14 protein-coding genes and 1 pseudogene are annotated in these 18399 nt (G+C 64.9%); 11 read left to right on the top strand and 4 right to left on the bottom strand.

All coding sequences use genetic code 11. The features are described from left to right. Positions 1-509 precede the first annotated feature (509 nt). On the top strand, positions 510-1439 hold the full coding sequence (locus B4U45_RS22945) for a 3-hydroxyacyl-CoA dehydrogenase family protein (RefSeq protein ID WP_082275346.1): 930 nt from the start codon (positions 510-512) through the stop codon (positions 1437-1439). Between the two features lie 26 nt (positions 1440-1465). On the opposite strand, the gene B4U45_RS22940 is transcribed toward B4U45_RS22945, so the two are convergent. Next, complete coding sequence (locus tag B4U45_RS22940) at positions 1466-2233, bottom strand: IclR family transcriptional regulator (RefSeq protein WP_158006326.1); 768 nt, start codon at positions 2231-2233, stop codon at positions 1466-1468. 52 nt (positions 2234-2285) lie between these two features. Between B4U45_RS22940 and B4U45_RS22935 the strand changes: the two genes are divergently transcribed. The 3 genes and pseudogenes from B4U45_RS22935 (at position 2286) to B4U45_RS29565 (ending at position 4722) form a co-directional block, all read left to right on the top strand. Then, positions 2286-3530 carry a phytanoyl-CoA dioxygenase family protein gene (locus B4U45_RS22935; RefSeq protein WP_083153592.1) on the top strand — a complete coding sequence of 415 codons (1245 nt, stop codon included), beginning with the start codon at positions 2286-2288 and terminating at the stop codon, positions 3528-3530. A 1-nt stretch (position 3531) separates the two neighbouring features. Beyond that, positions 3532-4338 (top strand): annotated as a pseudogene (locus B4U45_RS22930) (enoyl-CoA hydratase/isomerase family protein); the annotation flags it as partial. A gap of 18 nt (positions 4339-4356) precedes the next feature. Further along, positions 4357-4722 (top strand): PaaI family thioesterase, encoded by a 366-nt coding sequence (locus tag B4U45_RS29565; RefSeq protein WP_239988057.1) that lies wholly within the window; start codon positions 4357-4359, stop codon positions 4720-4722. On the opposite strand, the gene B4U45_RS22925 is transcribed toward B4U45_RS29565, so the two are convergent. Then, positions 4707-6065, bottom strand: a complete 1359-nt coding sequence (locus B4U45_RS22925) for a WS/DGAT/MGAT family O-acyltransferase (RefSeq protein WP_075546571.1) — start codon at positions 6063-6065, stop codon at positions 4707-4709. The two genes, B4U45_RS29565 and B4U45_RS22925, sit on opposite strands and share 16 nt — an antisense overlap. 485 nt (positions 6066-6550) lie before the next feature. Here B4U45_RS22925 and B4U45_RS22920 point away from each other — a divergent pair, with 485 nt between their 5' ends. The 4 genes from B4U45_RS22920 to B4U45_RS22905 all read left to right on the top strand — a co-directional run bounded on the left by B4U45_RS22920 (position 6551) and on the right by B4U45_RS22905 (position 9303). Continuing rightward, positions 6551-7855, top strand: a complete 1305-nt coding sequence (locus tag B4U45_RS22920; protein WP_075546535.1) for a PucR family transcriptional regulator — start codon at positions 6551-6553, stop codon at positions 7853-7855. Positions 7856-8151: 296 nt separating this feature from the next. Then, positions 8152-8619 carry a 2,4'-dihydroxyacetophenone dioxygenase family protein gene (locus B4U45_RS22915; protein WP_075546536.1) on the top strand — a complete coding sequence of 156 codons (468 nt, stop codon included), beginning with the start codon at positions 8152-8154 and terminating at the stop codon, positions 8617-8619. Positions 8620-8749: 130 nt separating this feature from the next. Next, complete coding sequence (locus tag B4U45_RS22910) at positions 8750-8905, top strand: hypothetical protein (protein ID WP_162877273.1); 156 nt, start codon at positions 8750-8752, stop codon at positions 8903-8905. Further along, the gene (locus tag B4U45_RS22905; RefSeq protein ID WP_116526583.1) at positions 8857-9303 is read left to right on the top strand and encodes a nucleotidyl transferase AbiEii/AbiGii toxin family protein; all 447 of its coding nucleotides are present in this window, start codon (positions 8857-8859) and stop codon (positions 9301-9303) included. Before B4U45_RS22910 ends, B4U45_RS22905 begins: the two co-directional genes overlap by 49 nt. Before the next feature lie 165 nt (positions 9304-9468). Here the strand turns inward: B4U45_RS22905 and B4U45_RS22900 are convergent, their stop codons facing one another. Next, positions 9469-12048: a winged helix-turn-helix domain-containing protein gene (locus B4U45_RS22900; protein ID WP_075546537.1), complete on the bottom strand. Its 2580-nt coding sequence runs from the start codon at positions 12046-12048 to the stop codon at positions 9469-9471. A 322-nt stretch (positions 12049-12370) separates the two neighbouring features. Here B4U45_RS22900 and B4U45_RS22895 point away from each other — a divergent pair, with 322 nt between their 5' ends. Both B4U45_RS22895 and B4U45_RS22890 read left to right on the top strand, forming a co-directional pair. Continuing rightward, on the top strand, positions 12371-13861 hold the full coding sequence (locus B4U45_RS22895; protein ID WP_075546572.1) for an aldehyde dehydrogenase family protein: 1491 nt from the start codon (positions 12371-12373) through the stop codon (positions 13859-13861). A 220-nt stretch (positions 13862-14081) separates the two neighbouring features. After that, positions 14082-15431, top strand: a complete 1350-nt coding sequence (locus B4U45_RS22890) for an HNH endonuclease signature motif containing protein (protein WP_075546538.1) — start codon at positions 14082-14084, stop codon at positions 15429-15431. Between the two features lie 233 nt (positions 15432-15664). On the opposite strand, the gene B4U45_RS22885 is transcribed toward B4U45_RS22890, so the two are convergent. Next, on the bottom strand, positions 15665-17320 hold the full coding sequence (locus tag B4U45_RS22885; RefSeq protein ID WP_075546539.1) for a long-chain fatty acid--CoA ligase: 1656 nt from the start codon (positions 17318-17320) through the stop codon (positions 15665-15667). Between the two features lie 181 nt (positions 17321-17501). Between B4U45_RS22885 and phaZ the strand changes: the two genes are divergently transcribed. Continuing rightward, on the top strand, positions 17502-18326 hold the full coding sequence (gene phaZ, locus B4U45_RS22880; RefSeq protein WP_075546540.1) for a poly(3-hydroxyalkanoate) depolymerase: 825 nt from the start codon (positions 17502-17504) through the stop codon (positions 18324-18326). Positions 18327-18399 lie beyond the last annotated feature (73 nt).

Below are 18399 nucleotides of genomic sequence, written 5' to 3'. Positions count from 1 at the left end.
GCGTGACGCTGGCGTCACGCCGAGCGCCGCCACCACCGGCCGAGCGGTCCGGCGGCACGCGCGGGCGCATCGAAGCATGGATCAGCGTCGCAGTTTTTCGCTCATGCCTAATTGGGAACTCTCCATCCATGAGCACCCCACCGGAAGTAAGGAGACTCATCGACGCCCTCGCCGAGGATATCTACGACGCCTACTACGGCATCGAATATTCCGGACCTCAATACACCAGGGGGCAGGGAATGCAGGCTGCACGGTATCTGGCGAGAAGGCTGATTCGCCGGGGCTGGCGAAAAACCGCTGACCACAGCCTCCCCTATTGCCCGCATGGGACCCCGACGTGTTACGACCCTGCGCCACACGAGCGCTGCGAGCTGTAAGCGACAACTGACTCTCGCCGGGCGCACGTGCCTCGGCGTCGCGGTCACCATGACGCCTTGCGACCATTAGGTACATAGAGCTGGGCGGTTGCTCGCCGCGGCACAACCACGTCAACGGCAATGGGGCAGGGCATGAACACAGACAGGATCGGCGATGAGAATAGCGGTGCGGCGACCGAGCACTCGAGGTCCTCCGCGATTCCCGGCGACATCGAACAACGTCCCGTTCTGGTCCTCGGAGCAGGTACGCTCGGCGCTCGTATCGCCCTGATGTTCGCCCTCGGCGGCAGCCGGGTACACATCTACAACCGCACCCCGGATCGCGCCGAATCAGCCAAGCGCTTCGTGGCCGACCAGCTACCGCAGGTGCGCGACATGCTCGCCGTGACCGGGCCGCCGGGAACCGTTGAGGTCGTCACCCCGCTCGAGGATGCCGTTCGCGGGGCATGGCTGATCATCGAGTCGGTGGCAGAGGATCTCGCGATCAAGCGGAAGCTGCTGGCCGCCGTCGACGAACTCGCCGACCGGGACACGATCGTGGCGACCAACTCGTCGTCGTATCCGAGCAGCCAGATGGCCGGCGCCGTCAAGCACCCCGAGCGGCTGTTGAACATGCATTTCCTGATGCCCCCACTTGCCAACAGTGTCGAATTGATGTCCTGCGGGGCGACCGACAGCACCATCATCGACGCGCTGAAACAACTTCTGCCCCGATACCGGCTGGCGCCGTTCGAGGTGCGGCGGGAAAGCGTCGGCTTTATCTTCAACCGCATCTGGGCCGCCATCAAACGTGAGGCGCTGATGGTCGTGCAGGAGGGAGTGGCGACGCCCGAGGAGGTCGACCGGATCTTTCAGGACGTCTTCCGCTCACCCGCCGGCCCATTCCGCATGATGGATCAGGTCGGCCTCGACGTGGTGCTCGACGTCGAGGAGCACTACGCGCAGGTCCGCGACGGCATACCCGAAGGCCCGCGCCTGCTGCTGCGCGAATACCTGGCTCGCGGGGACTTCGGAGTCAAGAGTGGCCGCGGGTTCTACTCCGACTATGGCGCCGTGCCGTAATCCACTGTGCCCAAACGGCTTTCGAGCTACTTCGGTGCACGGTTTCGGCCTGAAGGAGCGCGAGGCGTGTGGTTGGGATTTCGCAGCGCAGGAGCCCAGCCGGCGGCCAGGGTGGCGACGAGCTTGCCGTACGGTTCGATGTCGCGGCGGGTGAATCGGGTGGCGGGACCGCACAACACCAGTGCCCCCACCGGCTGGCCTCCCGGACCCAGCAGCGCCACACCGACGGCGCGGGTGTCGTCGCTGAGTTCGGCGTCGTTGACCGCCCACCCCCGCTCGCGGGCCGCCGCGAGTGCCTTTTCCGTCAGCCCCGGGTCGACCTGCCGGTAGACAGCCAAATCCGCCGGTGAGGCATGTGCGGCCAGGATCCGCAGCGCCGAACTGCTGCGGGCCGGCATTTCCACTCCCGCTCGGACGGACACCCGCAGCGTGTGGTGGCTCTCCGCGATCGCCGCGATGAGCAGGCGCTCCCCGTCGGGGATGACGAGCATCGCCGTCTCTCCGGTCTGGTCGCGCGCGCGTTCCAGCAGCGGCCGCGCGGCTTCGGTCAGCGAGCGCGTCGCCGACTTCGGAAGCGTGCCGGACAGCATCGGTGAGATGGTCCAGCGAGCCTCGGCGGTGCGGTCCAGCCAGCCCGCCGCATTCAGGGTGACCGCGAGGCGATGCACCGCGCTCTTGTCGATTCCGGTCGCGCGGGCAATGTCGCTGACGCCGACGGGCTGGCGGCTCGCAATGAATTCCAGAACCCGACAGGCATTGCGCACGGATTGGATTTCCTTGACCGAAGACGCCATGCTCCGTAGTGTAAAGAAAAACATCTGTGTTGCTTAGTAACACGGAGGGCAAATGGGAACGGACCGGGCCGGCACCGGGCTGCCGTGGGTCGACGCAATCGCGGGCTCGTTTGCGCCCTACTCGTTCACCGACTTCCACCTCGCGCAGCTGCCCGCCCTCAACAGCCGGCATGGGTTCATGGTGGTCGACGACCTCGCGGGCGCGCCTCCCCTGGCCTTCCGCATTCCCGACGGCACCACCTTCACCTGGCGAGCAATACCGCACGGAGTCGAAGCCGTCGCCGGTGACGCTGAGGCCGCCACCCTGGTCCAGTTGGACGAGGCGACCTTCTCGGAGTTCCTCCATGCCCTGCTGACCGCCAGCGGATCGGTGCGCACCGACCGGGCACGGGTCATCCGCGGCTCGGTGGACGGCTGGCGGCGCTGGGAGCCGGCCATCCGAACGCTGTTGAGCGGCATGCCGATCTACAGCGACGCGGTGTGGGACTCTCTCGTCGGCGCCGACGGCCGACCGCTGGATCTGCACCGGTCGTTTGCCCCCGACGACGACGAGGACGAGATGCAGCACTTCTTCGAGGTTGCCGGATACCTGCATCTTCGCGGCGTCTACACCGCCTCCGAAGCCGAAACTCTGGCTGTGGAAGTGGAGCAGGCGCGGGCCCGCGCCGAACCCGGCGATCCGTTCTCGTGGTGGTCGGTCAACGCCGACCGCCAGGAGGTGGTGACCCGGATCAACTACCTCGGCCGGTATTCGGATGCGCTGCAACAACTCTGCTTCGACGAGCGCCTGACCCACTTCGCTCGCTTGGCCAACCCAAACCTGAGAGTATGCGACGACCGCCTCGACGGCCCGATGGTCTTCATCAAGAACTCCCACGTAGTCCAGGGCGACGGTGACCTCGGCTGGCACGTCGACGACGGCATCGGCGGCCACCCGGTGATGTGTCCCCTGGTTCAGGCGGGCATACAACTCGACGTCGCCGACGCCGTCAACGGTCAACTCATGGTGCTGGCCGGCTCGCACCGCTACACCAAGCACTGGATGCAGTGGGGTCAGGAGGGCGCACTTCCGGTGGTCAGGTTGGAGACCCAGCCGGGCGACCTGACATTGCACTACGGCGACACCATGCACAGCACACCGCCGCCCACCGGCGCCAACGCCGGCCGGCGGGTGCTGTATTACAAGTTCGCCGAGGAGAAGACGTTTCACTTCGTGCCGGCGGGATGCCATTACAACGACGCCCTGTTCCGGACGGACTCCAGCGGCAAGGTGGCCACCCGTGCCGCCACCTACTGAGATGCACGACGTCCTCAGACAGGAAGTCCGCAACGGCGTGGCCGTGCTTACCCTGAACCGACCCGACGCGCTCAACGCCTACACCCCTGAGATCGGCCGCCGGCTCGGCGAAGCCTATCGCTGCTGCGACGGGGACGACTCGGTGCGCGTCATCGTGGTGACCGGATCGGGATCGGCGTTCTGCGCAGGCGCCGACATGAGCGACGCCGATCCGTTCGACTCACCTACGCACAGCGACTTCTCCGCATCTCCGGTCCAGCCGGCGGCGTTCGAGCTTCGCAAGCCGGTGATCGCGGCCATGAACGGCCACGCTATCGGCATCGGGTTCACCCTGGCGCTTCAGACCGACATCCGCGTCGTCGCCGAGGAAGCCAAGTACGGAGTCGTCCAATCGCGGCGTGGCGTGATCGGCGACTGCATGTCGCATTGGACGCTTCAGCGTCTGGCCGGGCTGGCCACCGCGGCCGACCTGTTGTTGACCGGCCGAACAGTCCGCGGTACCGAAGTCGCCAGAATGGGCATCGCCGTTGCCGCCGTGCCGGGTACCGAGGTCCTGAAACATGCCATGACCATCGCGGCGGACATCGTCGAGAACGTGGCGCCCATGTCCGCCGCGCTGTCCAAGCGGCTGCTATGGGACACCGCGACCAATGGCTATGCGCCACGGCAGGTGGCCGGGTTGGAGACCCACCTTCATCGACGACTGATGGGGCGTGATGACAGCAGCGAGGCGGTTGCGGCCTATCGGGCGAAGCGCTCACCGATGTGGACGGCGTCGGTTCCGGCCGATTGGCAGGATCTTCCCGACCAGCGGGCTGACGCGCCGATGAAGCGTCACTTCGCCGAACTTCTCGGCTTCCGGTACGGGCCATCCGACGAGCAGCAGGCCGTCGTGCAGGCGATGCCGACGGCAGAGCATTGCAATGAACGCGGAACGGTCCACGGCGGATTCCTCGCGGCCCTTCTGGACGCGGCCACCGGACTGGCGGTCCATTCCGCACTCGATGAACAGCTGACGGCTCCGCATTTCGACTTGACGATTCAGTACCTGCGGCCCGCGGTTCCCGGGACACTGCTGACCTGCGTTGCGCGCACCACCAAGGCCGGTCGCCGCGTCGTCGCTTCGGAGGCGGAGGTTTTCCAGGACGGCAAAATGGTCGCCCGAGCGATCGGCAGTCACGCCGTCGTGTAGTGGACGGCACGCTCCAGGTCTTTGAGTGACGTCTCCAGATGTGCCAGCATCCGCTGCAGATGCGGCATGGCATTGCGGCATCCCACCAGACCGAAGTCGAGGCTGTCGGCGCTGCTGACCAGTGTGATGTTGAGCGCTTGGCCATTTGCCGCGATCGACATCGGATAGTTGCTCTGCAGACGAGCGCCATTGGCATACAGCGGGTTTCGGGAACCTGGCACGTTCGAGATGCACACGTTGAATGGCGGTCGCGTCGCTGACATTCCCGTCACTCCGCCCAGCACCACCGGCGAGAGCAACATCATTCCCAACGCCATCGCCTGCGGCCTGGGCATCTCGGCGAGGACTGCCTTGTTCTGCTGCATGGACGAGCTGATTGCGGCCAGACGCTGAGCGGGGTCGTCGACGTGCGTGGCCAGATTGGCCAGCACCGCCCCGACCGCGTTGCCGCCTGCGGCGTCGCCGGCAGTGCGCAGACTGACCGGAACCATTGCCACCAACGGCTTTTCGGGCAATGCGTGCTGATCGGTCAGATACCCGCGCAGAGCGCCCGCACACATCGCAAGCACCACGTCGTTGACGGAGACGCCCGCGGCATTCTTGACGTCTTTGATGCGCTGCAACGACCACGACTGGGCAGCGCAGCGTCGGGCGCCGCCGATCGGGACGTTGAGCATGGTTCGCGGCGCCTGGAACGGCAGGGTCATCTGCTGTTCGAGCACAGCGGAACGCGCCAAACGGAGGGTCGAGGCTCCAAGGCGCGGGGCCGATTTGATTGTGCTGGCCAGGGTTTGCAGCTTTGACGAAGCTCCGGCGTGCTCGTCGGTTCGAATGGGCGACGCCCACGGCGCACGGATCTCTCGGTCGAGTGGATCCGCACTGAGCGAATTCTGGAGAAAGTTGATGGTCGATATCCCATCGACGAGGCCGTGATGGATCTTGGTGTACACGGCGAAGCGTCCGTCGGCGAGTCCCTCGATGACATGGGTTTCCCACAACGGACGGTGCCGGTCGAGCATGCCGGACTGCAGACGCGATACCAGTTCGAGCAGTTCCCTTACCCGCCCGGGGCCGGGCAGTGCCGAGTGCCGCACGTGGTAGTCGAGGTCGATGTCGGTCGCCGACGACCATGCGGCACTCAGCCCTCCTGGCAGCGTCGCTGGACGCCTGCGAAAAAGAGGCTGCACATCGTCACATGCCCGGAGCCCTTCGTAGTACTCGCGGACGAATTCCCGCCCGGTGTCCTGCGGCGGATCGAACAGCTGCAACCCGGCGACATGCATAGGGTGGCCGGGCGACTCGGCGAGAAACATCATCGACTCGACAGGTGACATCAGGTTCATGGCGTGTCCTTGCGTGGGTAGTTGTTCGAAGGCCCAGACCACAGGCGCGGCGGCGGCGCCGTGCTTGATCATGGGCGAAAAAGCTAGCCGCGCAACGGCTATGAAAGCTCGTGCCGGCGCGCCAACAGCGATCCCGAAGATTGTGAGCGGATTACAAACGCGCCCCCCGCGGTCCCGCTTTTACCCCCGGGCACCGAGGATGGCGCAAAACAGGTTCTCTCGGATCACTCCAGCTGTGCAGACCCAACCTGTTCATCGCATTCGCGCACCCGGTCCCGGTGTCACGACTGTCTGTCCTTCATCGCGTCGGCTGGGCTTGACCACAAGGTCTACCCGGCTGAACCGGGCGATGGCGGCGTCGGCGAATCGTGTCATCGCTCGGCGTCGGATACGTCGACACGCCGCGGCGGGCGCCGGCTCGTTCCTCGCACCAACATTGCCGATCTCCGTTGTGACGTAGTCACAACGGAGTATGTTAAGCCGCCATGGAACCCGCGTGGGAACCACTACGTGAGCCAGACGCCGAGAACGTCTGGAAGGAGCTGCTGCGCCCGATAGCCGCCGAACTGCGTGCTGCCGCCGCGGAATTGGCGCAACGGTGCGTCACCCAGATGCAGACGGAGATGCCGGTCCTATTTCCCGACCCGCAGTCCGTCAGGGAGAACACGGTCAGCACCGAGGCGGGCATCCGCCAACTGGCCGACATCATCGACGTGGCCGGTGACCCTCGCGACGTCGAATTGCCCGCACCGACCCTGGCCATTGCCCGAGCAGGCGTGGTGCGCCAGATTCCGCTGGCCAATTTGATGCGGTTTTACCGGCTGGCCCAAACGTTGCTGTGGCAGTGGATGTGGGACCGGATCACGGCGGCCGCCACCGACCGGACGCAGCAGGCATTGGCGTTTCGACTCGCCACCAGTTGGATGTTCGGCTACGTCGACGCGGCCTTGAACCGCGCGGAGCAGGCCTATGAGGCCGAACGCGAGATCTGGCTGCGTAACACCGCCGCGGCCCGCACGGACGCCATCGACGACATTGTGGCGAGACGCGAGCGTGACCCGCAGCGGGCGTCCAAACGGTTGCGCTACGACGTCAATCGCCACCACGTCGGGGTGGTCGCCTGGGTCGATTCGGCACCGGAGCACCGCGACGCTCAGTCACCGCTGAACGGGGCGCTCACCACGCTTGCACGCGAGATGCGGGCCGACACAACCCTGATCCACCCGGGCGGCTCTCTGGTGGCATTCGGCTGGTTTAGCTGGCGAAGCGACATTGGCACAGCCGGTTTTGACACCACAGGCGTCTCGACACGTCGGCCCACACTTCCGGATGGTGTTCGCGTCGGTATCGGCGAGCCCGGACATGGACTGAAGGGCTTCCGCCGCAGTCATATCGAAGCATCCAATGCCCGTCGGGTCGCGTCGCTGGCCGGCGCCCGCGCCGGCACGCTGACGCATTACCGGGACGTTGCGGTCGCCGCGCTGGCCAGTTGCGACGCCGAACACGCGGCGTCGTTCGTCCATCGGGTGCTTGGTCCGCTGGCCACCGACGACGAGGCGACCTACCGGGTGGCTACGACGTTGTCGGTGTACCTGCAGGAGAACCGCAGCCGGGTCCGAACGGCGCAGCGGCTCACCGTGCATCCCAACACGGTCAGCTACCGCGTTGACCAAGCCGAAAAGATCCTCGGTCGCAGCATCGACACCGACAGCCTCGACCTCGCGGTGGCCCTGGTGCTACTGCCCACGCTGCCGGGGCTCATCCGCGAGCGCCGCGCCGCCGAACCGTGACCTGCCTCCGAGCCGTTCACCACAACCAATTGCCCTCGGGTGTAAGAGATTCCGCGGCAGGGCAGTGCACCTCGTGGCGCCGCGCCACCGGTTGACCAGCCGCTCGGGCAAAGCATCCTGAGCCTTCGTCACGGGTGAGCAAGCCGGCGTGGCTCCATCCGCTCGCACTGTGACGTGAACACAAGCGGGCGCACCAACCTTGGCGTCGCGCGCCAAGGAATTAGCCGCAGCCGCCCTTACCGTTTCAGTCAGTTGGCCGATTGGCCACCAACGATGAAGAAGCAAGGAGCACCCCGATGCAAACGCTGCAAGAGCTCGACGTCAACTACATGAGCGGCGCCGACAATCCCTGGATCCCCTTCACCCCGCTCACCGACAAGGTGTTCCTCAAGTACTGGAAGGTCGACCCGGTTCGCGGCGAGATCATCGTCTCGATGAAGTTTCCCGGCGGGCTCGAGCTGCCCCCTCACTACCACACCGGCATCGTGATCGGGCACACCGTATCCGGGGCTTGGTGCTACCAGGAAAACAACTGGGTCTCCCGCGCCGGCGACACCGTCTACGAGGTGGCCGGCTCCAGGCACACCCCAGAGAGTGTGGAGGATACCGAGGTGTTCTTCGTCATCGTTGGCGAGTTGCTGTTCATCGACGAGAACAACACCATCCTGTGGCAGGAGAACCACAAGACCTCCATCGAGCGCTACACCAGCTACTGCGCCGACCACGGCATCCCAGCCCGCGACCTGACGAGCTGGGACGCGTAATAGACCGGGCGGTCGGCCGAAGCCCTGCTGCAACACCGCCAGTAGGCGGCGCAGGGCGGCCGGCCGCATCCGTGCTAACGAGGTCAGGCCGGCGGCGGAACTTTCCGCCCAAAACTGAGACAATCGCCTCGTGCCCACCGAGCCCCCCAGCCCACGACCGACCGCGCCGAAACCGCGGCAGCACGTCACGGCCGAGGATCTGGAGAGGTTCGGCGACGAGGAGCAGGTGCGCTCGGCGTGGGACGAGAGCCGGCTCCGCGACGAGCAACCGCCGCATCACCATTAGCGTGCCGCGCCGACCCCATCCCAACCGCCGGGGCTGCGCGGAGGCTACCGTGCGCGGCGTTCGATTCGGCCAGTATCCCGGGCCTGCCCGCGTTCGCCGCATCAAAGACCGCGAGATGGGCAGACCGACTCGCACCTCGCGACCTCTGGGACCTCTGGGCGCTAAGCCGGCTCGGCGCAATCGACGCGACCGCTGCCGAGCTGTTCCGCCGATACGGACCTACCGACAAGCCCCCGGCGCCGCACCTGTTCAACCGCGCCGCGTCCGACGCCGACTGGCAGTCACAGCGGGCCGGCCAAACCCGCCTCAGCATCTCCGCGGTGGAAGCGCTCACAGCAGTACGTGAGGCTTGGCGGCAGGCGTTGCTACCCACAGGAACCCTCATCAACGACGAATAGCCGATGACGTCGAAAACTCAGTCTTGAAAAGCATTCTCAGCAGGCGAGGGACCGCCACCAGTGCCGCGCGGCGACCGAGAGCTGTATGCCACGATGGCCCGGGGAACTGGAGCCGACATCGCCGGCTGCCGCGGGTGGACTTCGAGTCAGCCGCGATTCCGCGCCCTAGACGGTTGAGACCTTAAGCGATGCCGCCATATTCGACGCCGCCGTACTTGACACGAAATCCCGGACACACTGTGACGCCGGATCGGAGGAACTGAATTCCTCTGTTGCCGCGGTGTCCTGCGCGAGGCGGAGCAGCTGCGGTCCCTCGTCGATGAGCAATCGGCTAAATCCAAGCGCGGCACAGGTTCTCAGCGCTGGCGCTAGGACGCGCCGCGCTTCGTCGGTCTCGCCAGCTGTCGAGAGGCAGAGCGCCAATTGGAGCGTGGCGCCCAGGTGTGCACGCGGGCGCTTGCCCTGGTCGACATGACGAAGTTGGGCGCGGGCCCGCTCGCAAGCTGCACTGAGCGCCGAGTGGCTGCCGTCGCGCAGGAGCAGTCGGACTTGTGAGTCTTCCCTGAGTTCGGCTGTCTCGTAGCCGATTCCGTCGAGTGCTTGTGCACTTTGACCCATGACTCGCGCAGCGAGCCCCTCGTCGATCTCGTCGGTCGACATCGCGGCTAATCGAACCCGCTCATAAATGAGGCGAGCTTCGAGTCGTGGTAGTCGCGCTGCGGCTGCAATTTCCAGGCCTTCGGCGATACGACGGTCTGCGGCGGGCTTGTCGCCGCGCGCCATTTTCAGCCGTGCTCCCGTCCCGAATGTCGCGAACATGATGTCGACGATTCCACCCTCGGCGCCGAGTTCGTAGGCGTCGTCGAGCAATGCCTCGGCTTCGTCGAGTTGACCGCGTTCGTAGAGAAGCTGCCCCAGCAACGAGCCGGCGAGCTTGGCGATATAGGTGGGGCGACCGGACGGCAGCAGCGCGATTCGGATGCCTTGTCGCAGGTGCGCTTCGGCGCCGGCGACGTCGAGCCGCTCGTTCGCGGCGATCGCGGCAAGACAGTGTCCGTAGGTAACGCTGAGTGCGCCGGAGGTCTTCTGATGGAATGGTCCTGCCCACTTCTGCCAGCGAAGCGCGTCATCGAAGTCCCATACTCGAAGCGCACAAAATGAGGCGAGATCGGCTGCGCGGCAAAGAATCCAGGGGCGCAGTGTATCGGCCCGGTCCACACATGCCTGTACCGCGACATCGGCAAAGGGGTGGACGCGATCCTGGAAGGCGGCGAGTATTGCGACAAGGAGGTCCAATTCGGCGCGCAGGTCGCCGGCCTGATCGCTCGGAACCGAGTCGACGGCGTTCTCAGCCAATCGAAGCGCTTCCAGCACCCCCGCCGAGCGGCTCAGTGCAACGTTCGCCCAGGCAAGGTCTGCCTGCAGCCTGGGGCGCACCTCGGCGTATTGCGCCGGCAACTTGGCCGCAAGCCCGATCAACGTATGCATCTTGTTCTGTTCGTGCAGATCCCCGGCCGCCTGCTCGACAGCGTCGACCGCTTGCCGTGCGTCGCCGGCGAGCAGCAACTGATCGACGGCCTGGCTGAGCATCTGGTGTTCGATAAACCACTGCGCGGCTCGGCGGCGTAGCCCCGGTATGCGGTCAACCGCGTCACGCTCGAGGCGATGCAGCAGGTACTCGGCGAACAGGTCATGATATTGAAACCACGATCCTTTAGCATCGATCCTGCGCAGGAATAGATTGCGCTTTTCAATCTCTTCGAGGAGGCCCTGGCTGTTGTGGTTATTGGTGAGCGCCGTCGCCAACCCGCTGCAGATCTGGTTGGTGACGCAGGTCGACATCAGGAAATCGAGGAGATCCGGCTCAAGGCTGTTTAAGACGTTGGACGCCAAATAGTCGTCTATTGCTTCGTGTGCGTCATGTCGCCCGGACAGATTCTCGATGAGCGCGGCCGGGTCAGCCTGGTCGCGAAGCGACAAGGACGCCAGTTGCAGGGCGGCGGCCCGTCCGCCGGTGGACTCCTCGAGTTCGGCGACATTGGCGGGCGTGAGTTTGAGACCGCGTCGCTTGACCAGCAGCGCCCGGGACTCGTCGATATCGAACTTGAGAAGTGACTCGTCGATTTCTGTGAGCTCCCCCTGGGCCGCCAACCCGTCGAGCGGAAGGCCAGAACGCGTACGACTTGTGACAACCAAATGTAGGTGATGGCAGCCATTCTCAATTAAGTACGCCAATGCGTTCATCGTCTCGCTGTTGTCCACCAGATGCCAATCATCGATCACCAGCGCGAGGGTTTGTTTATCGGAATGTAGGCCATGGAGCAAGGCGTAAAGGACATGTTGTTGTACATTTTCCAAATGCCCTTCGAATTCTTGCTGTAGCGTGTCAGCAAGTTCTGGGAGGGTAGCGCGGACCGCCTTAATCAGGTGAGTGAGAAACCAAACCGCGTTGTTGTCGTCGCTATCTATAGCCAACCATGCGGTCTTCACTTTCTGCTTGGTGAGAGTTTTGACCCACTGCTTGGCGACGGTGCTCTTGCCGTAACCGCCCGGCGCGTGGATCAGGACCAGCTTTGGTCGTGGCCCCGACCCGAGCCGGTCCAGGATTCCTTGCCTCGGCAGGTCTGCGCGCCTCCAGTCGGTGTACGCGTGGAACCCGCTGATGAGTGCCGCGATGAGCACCGGACTCAGAATCGCCAGGGTAAAGCCGATGATGGTCAGGTAGGAGCCGAGAACCGCGGCCATGGTGGGAATCTCTTTCTCCGTACGGCGGATCGGGTGAGCCTGGTGTCGGCGAGGAAATCGTCGACTAGCTCGTCGCAACAGACGGCATGGCCGAAAGATATCGCGGTCATCACGTCGATCGCTGCTCCCCGAAGGGGGTGCTTTTGTCTCCTTTACGGATCATTGCCCAGACCGACACAGCGGTGCACAAGCTTGTTTCCGGCAGGTGAGTTACCCGAACCCTCCGTTCGGGCGATGGTGCTTCGCGGTGCCGCCCCTGTTGACTTGATCCCGACTTGAAATCGGAGGCGTCAACGTGGCAACGGACATCAAGCACTATCAAATGTTCATCAACGGAAAGCATGTCGACTCGGACGAGATGGACGAGATCCGCGACCCGGCGACCGAGGAAGTGTATGCCACGATAGCCCGGGGAACGGCCGAGCACGCCGACGCCGCGGTGGCTGCGGCGCGCGCGGCATTCGAGTCAGCCTCATGGTCGCGGTTGGCTCCAGCCGAGCGATCGCGGGTGCTGACCCAGATCGCCGAGCGCCTAGGCAACGAGATCGAGGACCTCGTCGAGCTGGAGATCCACGCCAACGGCGCCACGGTGCGGCAGGCGACGGGTTTCCATGTCGGCTACGCGGCGCCGCACTTTGCGTACTTCGCCGAGCTTGCCGCCTCTTACCAATGGGAGCGGCAGGTGACGACGCCCGCCTTTCCGACGCTGTCGACGAACGTGATACGCCATGAGCCGCTCGGTGTCTGCGCCGCGATCGTGCCCTGGAATTTCCCTCTGCTGCTGGGCATTTGGAAGATCGGCCCAGCGCTGGCGGCCGGCAACTCGGTGGTCATCAAGCCCGACGAAAAGACTCCGTTGACGCTGCTGCGCCTGTGCGAGATCGCCCACAAATGCGGGGTACCCGACGGTGTCATCAATCTTGTCACCGGTCCCGGCGCAGAAGTGGGGGCCAGGTTGGCCGAACATCCTGATGTCGACAAGGTGGCGTTCACCGGGTCGACCGCAGTCGGCCGCGAAATAATGCGCCTGGCGTCGGGAACCGTGAAGAAGGTCTCCCTCGAGCTCGGCGGCAAGGGCGCGCAGGTGCTGCTCGACGACGCCGACCTCGACGTCGCCATCGACGGGGCACTGTTTGGCTGCATGCTGTACTCCGGCCAGATCTGCGAATCGGGCACCCGCTTGCTGGTGTCCGACAAGATGTACGACCTCGTCGTGGACCGCCTCGTCGACCGCGCGTCGGCGCTCAAGCTCGGGGACACGACCGACTTCAATACCGACGTAGGACCGGTCATTTCCGCCAGACAGCGCGACCGGGTGCTGGCGTTCCTGGACAGCGCGAGGCAAAGCGGCGCCAAGGTCGCTCTCGGTGGCGGCGCGCCGCTGGGAGAGCGGTTCACGAAGGGCTACTGGATCGAGCCGACAATCCTCGCCGAAGTCAGCAATGACATGGAAGTCGCGCGGGAGGAGATCTTCGGGCCGGTCCTGTGTGTCCTGCGCTATACCGATGAAGCCGACGCGATCCGGCAGGCCAACGATTCGCCGTACGGCTTGAGCGCCGGGGTGTGGAGTACCGACTACGAACGTGCGATCGCAGTCGCATCGCAGCTGCGCGCCGGCACAGTGTGGATCAACAACTGGCACCAGATCGATCCGGCACTGCCGTTTGGCGGTTATAAGCAAAGCGGTTTGGGCCGCGAGCTCGGCCCGCACGCGCTCGACGAGTACACCGAGACCAAGCATGTGCATATCGATCTCACGCAGAAGGTCGAGCGCCACATCTTCAATGCGCTGCTGTCGGAGCCACGCGCGTAGCAGACGCTGCCGGGCAGACGCTGCCGGTTCTCGTCGTGACTGCGCGCCGGACGCCGCGGACATTGATGCCACGGTTTGCGGAGCGCCGTCCCAGTCGTCACTTCAGTAACGCGAGCTGGGCGGCACTCGGCCGTGAAACGCGATATCGCCCGCGATATCAACAGGTTTGGGCCTTCGCGCCGATCAGAACATGTCGGTGCCCCCTCGTAGAATCCGGGGTATGTCAGCGAGCACGCGTGAGGAGATCGTGGCAGTCCTTGATGCGTCTGACGACTCCCAGGACCAGTTGTGCGAGTTGACGTTTGATGCGCTGACCACTCCGGAGCTGCTGCGGGTGATGGAGCGCCTGGAACGCCGGGAGCGCCGCTCACGATCGGTGCGCCATGTGCTGATCAACCACCTCGCCACCCGCGCCGGCGAAGAAGAACTCGGCGGCAAACTCCCAGCGGCATTGGCCGATCGGCTGCGCATCACCAAAGCCGAAGCCAACCGCTGGATCGCCGAGGCCGAAGACCTCGGCCAGCGCCGGGCGCTGACCGGGGAGCCGTTGGCGCCGAAGCTGACGGCGACCGCGGCCGCCCAACGCGCCGGGATGATCGGGGACGCGCACATCCGGGTGATCCGTGACTTCGTCTCCCATCTGCCCGCCGCGGTGGACCCCGGCACCCGCGAGGCCGCCGAAAAAGACTTGGCCGGCAAAGCGTGTGACTTCCGCCCCGACCAGGTGGCCAAGTACGCCCATGAGTTGATGGCGCTGCTGCACCCCGATGGCGACTACGCCGAGGAAGAACGGGCCCGCAAACGCGGCCTCATCCTCGGTCGACAGGAATACGACGGTATGTCGCGCCTCAGCGGCCTGATCACCCCCGAACTACGGGCGTTGCTCGAAACCGCCTGGGCCAAACTGGCCGCGCCCGGCGCGTGCCATCCCGAGGACGACACCCCAGTCTTGGAGCCCGACCCGGGCCGCCGCGACACCCGCAGCCAACCCCAACGCCAGCATGACGCCCTGGCCGCCGGTCTGCACGCGCTGTTGGCCTCCGGGGACCTGGGCAGCCACAACGGGCTACCCGTGTCGATCATCGTCACCACCACGCTGAAAGATCTGGAAGCCGGCGCCGGGCGGGCCCGCACCGGCGGGGGGACCCGGGTGCCCATCACTCAGCTGATCCGCTGGGCCGCCACGTCGCATCACTACTTGGCCGTCTTCGATCAAGCCAAACCGCTGGCGTTGTTCCACACCAAGCGCTTTGCCAACCTCGCCCAGCGAATCATGCTGGCGGCCAAGGACGGCGGCTGCACCCGCCCCGGCTGCACCGCCCCGGCCTACCACAGCCAAGCCCATCATGTCAGCGGCTGGCCCAACACTTACTACACCGACATCGGCGACCTGACCCTGGCCTGCGGCGTCGATAACCGCCTCGCCGAAAAAGGTTGGACGACTCGCAAGAATGCAAAAGGTGACACCGAATGGCTCCCACCGGCCCACCTCGACTACGGCCAACCGCGAGTCAACACCTTCCATCACCCCGAGAAACTCTTCGCACCCGACGAGGATGGCGACCCTTAGGTTCAGCCATCAACAGGACCTCCCGCGGCGAATCCGCATGCGCACAACGACTTCGAGCAAACCGAACCGCCGGGCCTTGGTGTGTGCGATCCCCGCACACGTCCACCCCATGCTCTGCTCGACCGCCGGCAGGGCGCCGCAGCGCGTGCTCGTCGCGATCAGCCTGACCTCCGACGAACTTATGGGCGCGGCGTGGCTCGTGCCTAATCACGTTGAGCCGCATGGCTGTCCAATCAAGTCTTGGTGGACTTTTTGGCGACGACCGGCCGCCGGCCGGGCAGCTGCCCGTCGGAGAGCAGTTTGCGCAGCTCCTTCTTGTTGAACTTGCCGACGCTGGTTTTGGGAACCTCGACGATGTAGGCGTACTCGTCGGGAAGCTGCCACTTGGCGAACTGGGCCTTGAGGTGCTCGTTGAGCGCTTCAGGCGTTGCGGCTTCGGCGGCGTCGACCACTACGCACGGCAACGGTCGTTCGGTCCAGCGCTCATCAGGCTTCGCGATCACCGCAACCTCGAGCACCGCCGGGTGCGACATCAGCGCGTTCTCCATCTCTATCGACGAAATCCATTCGCCGCCAGACTTGATCACGTCCTTGGCGCGGTCGGTGATGTGGATATAACCCAGGGGGTCGATTGTCGCGACGTCTCCGGTGCACAACCAGCCGTCATGGAATTTCTCGAGCCCCGCCTGCTGGTCGAGGTAGTAGCCAGACGCGATCCAGGGGCCCGCGAGCTCCAGCTCGCCGCTCTGCTCGCCGTCCCATGGCAGCTCGTTTCCGGATGGGTCGACGATCCGGGCCTCGACAAGCGGGCTGATGCGTCCCGTCTTTGATCGATAGCGCCACAGCTCCTCGCCGGTCGCACCGGCCGGCGCTTCGGCAACCGCTACCAGCGGACTGGTTTCGGTCATGCCGAAGCCCTGGATGAGCGGCGTGCTGAACGCCTCTTCAAACCGTTCCATCAGCGATCTCGGCACAGCCGCCCCGCCGCAGACGACCCGTCGCAGTGTCGACAGTGCCGCCGGCTTGTCCTCAGCTTTGCGCAGCACGTCGCTCCAGATTGTCGGCACCGCAGCGGCATACGTCACACGCTCGGATTCGATCAGCTTCACCAATGGGTCGGCCTGAAGAAAACGGTTCGGCATGATCAGCGGCGCGCCGATCATCCCGCAGGTATACGGCAGGCCCCACGCGTTGGCATGGAACATCGGAACGACCGGAAGGACACGATCGCTGGAACGCACGTCGAGGGTGTCCGTCAGGCACTCGGCCATGGCGTGCAGCACCGTGGAGCGGTGCCCGTAGAGCACGCCCTTCGGGTTGCCGGTGGTGCCGCTGGTGTAACACAGGCTGGCCGCAGCCCGGCCGTCGAGCTCGGGATAGTCGTAGCCGTCAGGCTGATCGGAAATCAGCTCCTCATACCGGCAGACGTTGGGAAGGCTTCCGCTGCTGCCGTCGCCGATGACAATGAACCGCTCGACGCCGCCGATCTCGGGAAGGACCTTCTCGAGCTGCGGAACAAGCGAATCGTCGACGATGATCACCCGGTCTTCCGTGTGGTTGACGACGTAGGCCAGCTGCTCGTCGGAAAGTCGAATGTTCAACGTGTGCAAGACGACACCCATGCAGGGCACCGCAAGATAAGCCTCCAAGTGCTGCTGGGTATTCCACGCGAACGTTGCCACCCGGTCGCCGGGCCGCACACCGAAACCATGCAGAGCGTTGGCTAGTCTGTCGGCTCTGCGAACCACGTCGCCGTACGTGGTTCGAGTGGTGTTCCCGTCGGCGTCGAGCAGTGTGACGACTTCGATCTGGGAGTTCATGGTGCGCATGCGCCGCATGACGTGTTGAAGAGTGATCTCGAACTCGTTTTGGACTAGCGATTCCAACATCGGATTCTTCTCCTCCGGACACAGCGAAGCGGCTCGTCCATGCAAGTCAACGCTATGGACCACCTTGCTCGTGGGCGATCTCCCATCCGTAGGAACTGCCTCTCCCGACCGGCTTTCCAGCCCCAAAGTGGCCTCCTCCGGCAGGTAACGTCCGCGCCGGATGACTTCACAGAGGAGACCAATGAGTACACGCCCAAGTCAGGAGCAGGACTTGGAGACGCGCTTCGTCGACGTCGCCGGCCGCCGAGTGCGGATCGCGGTACGAGAAGGCGACGGGAGCCGTCCCCCGCTGCTGCTGTGCAACGGACTCGGGGTGAGACTCGAGGGACTCCAGCCGTTCGTGGACGCGCTGCGGCCGCAGACGGGTGTGATCCGCTTCGACGTCCCAGGGATCGGGGAGTCGCCGACCCCGTTGCTACCGTATCGGATGTGGGGAATCGCGCGGCTGACAAGCCATTTGCTCGACGTCCTCGAAGTTCCCCAGGTGGACATTCTCGGCGTCTCCTGGGGAGGAGCTCTGGCACAACAGTTTTCGTTCCAACATCGTCACCGGTGCCGCAGGCTGATCCTGGTCAGTACCGCTCTGGGTGTGTTGGGAGGTATACCCGGCCGCCCGCGGGTGATCCCGGAAATGCTTTCCCGCCGGCGTTTCGACGACCCCGAACACGCCCGGCGGATCGCACCGAAAATCTATGGCGGCAAGGCTCGTTCGGAAAAGCAATCAATTCCCATCTTCACGCACATGCGCAATGACCGGCGCGGTCTGTTCTACCAGCAGCTCTCAGCGCTGGGCTGGACCAGCCTTCCGTTTGCCCCCCTGATTCGCCAGCCGACGCTGATCCTGACCGGAGACGACGATCCGGTCATTCCAGCGGTGAACGGCAGGATGCTGCGCCAGGCGCTGCTGAACTCTGAGCTCAAGATTTTTCACGACGGTCACCTGGGACTGGTGACGAGTGCCGACGAGCTCGCCCCTATCGTCGAGGAATTCCTTGATCGGCGATAGCGCGCGAATAGTCGCCTTCGGGGTATAGCGGTGCAACTTCGGCGACCGCCAGCCTGATCGACCGACCAACCGG

Source organism: Mycobacterium persicum (assembly GCF_002086915.1).
GTDB lineage: Bacteria > Actinomycetota > Actinomycetes > Mycobacteriales > Mycobacteriaceae > Mycobacterium > Mycobacterium persicum.
Note: the sequence above shows the minus strand (reverse complement) of the source record. Positions and strands in the feature narration are given on the sequence as shown.

Coding starts and splice junctions, on each gene's coding strand:
- B4U45_RS29565 (WP_239988057.1), top strand. CDS start 4,357: ATGAAGCGTCACTTCGCCGAACTTCTCGGCTTCCGGTACGGGCCATCC.
- B4U45_RS22890 (WP_075546538.1), top strand. CDS start 14,082: ATGTCAGCGAGCACGCGTGAGGAGATCGTGGCAGTCCTTGATGCGTCT.
- B4U45_RS22940 (WP_158006326.1), bottom strand. CDS start 2,233: ATGGCGTCTTCGGTCAAGGAAATCCAATCCGTGCGCAATGCCTGTCGG.
- B4U45_RS22945 (WP_082275346.1), top strand. CDS start 510: ATGAACACAGACAGGATCGGCGATGAGAATAGCGGTGCGGCGACCGAG.
- B4U45_RS22920 (WP_075546535.1), top strand. CDS start 6,551: ATGGAACCCGCGTGGGAACCACTACGTGAGCCAGACGCCGAGAACGTC.
- B4U45_RS22900 (WP_075546537.1), bottom strand. CDS start 12,048: ATGGCCGCGGTTCTCGGCTCCTACCTGACCATCATCGGCTTTACCCTG.
- B4U45_RS22915 (WP_075546536.1), top strand. CDS start 8,152: ATGCAAACGCTGCAAGAGCTCGACGTCAACTACATGAGCGGCGCCGAC.
- B4U45_RS22935 (WP_083153592.1), top strand. CDS start 2,286: ATGGGAACGGACCGGGCCGGCACCGGGCTGCCGTGGGTCGACGCAATC.
- B4U45_RS22895 (WP_075546572.1), top strand. CDS start 12,371: ATGTTCATCAACGGAAAGCATGTCGACTCGGACGAGATGGACGAGATC.
- B4U45_RS22885 (WP_075546539.1), bottom strand. CDS start 17,320: ATGTTGGAATCGCTAGTCCAAAACGAGTTCGAGATCACTCTTCAACAC.
- B4U45_RS22925 (WP_075546571.1), bottom strand. CDS start 6,065: ATGAACCTGATGTCACCTGTCGAGTCGATGATGTTTCTCGCCGAGTCG.
- phaZ (WP_075546540.1), top strand. CDS start 17,502: ATGAGTACACGCCCAAGTCAGGAGCAGGACTTGGAGACGCGCTTCGTC.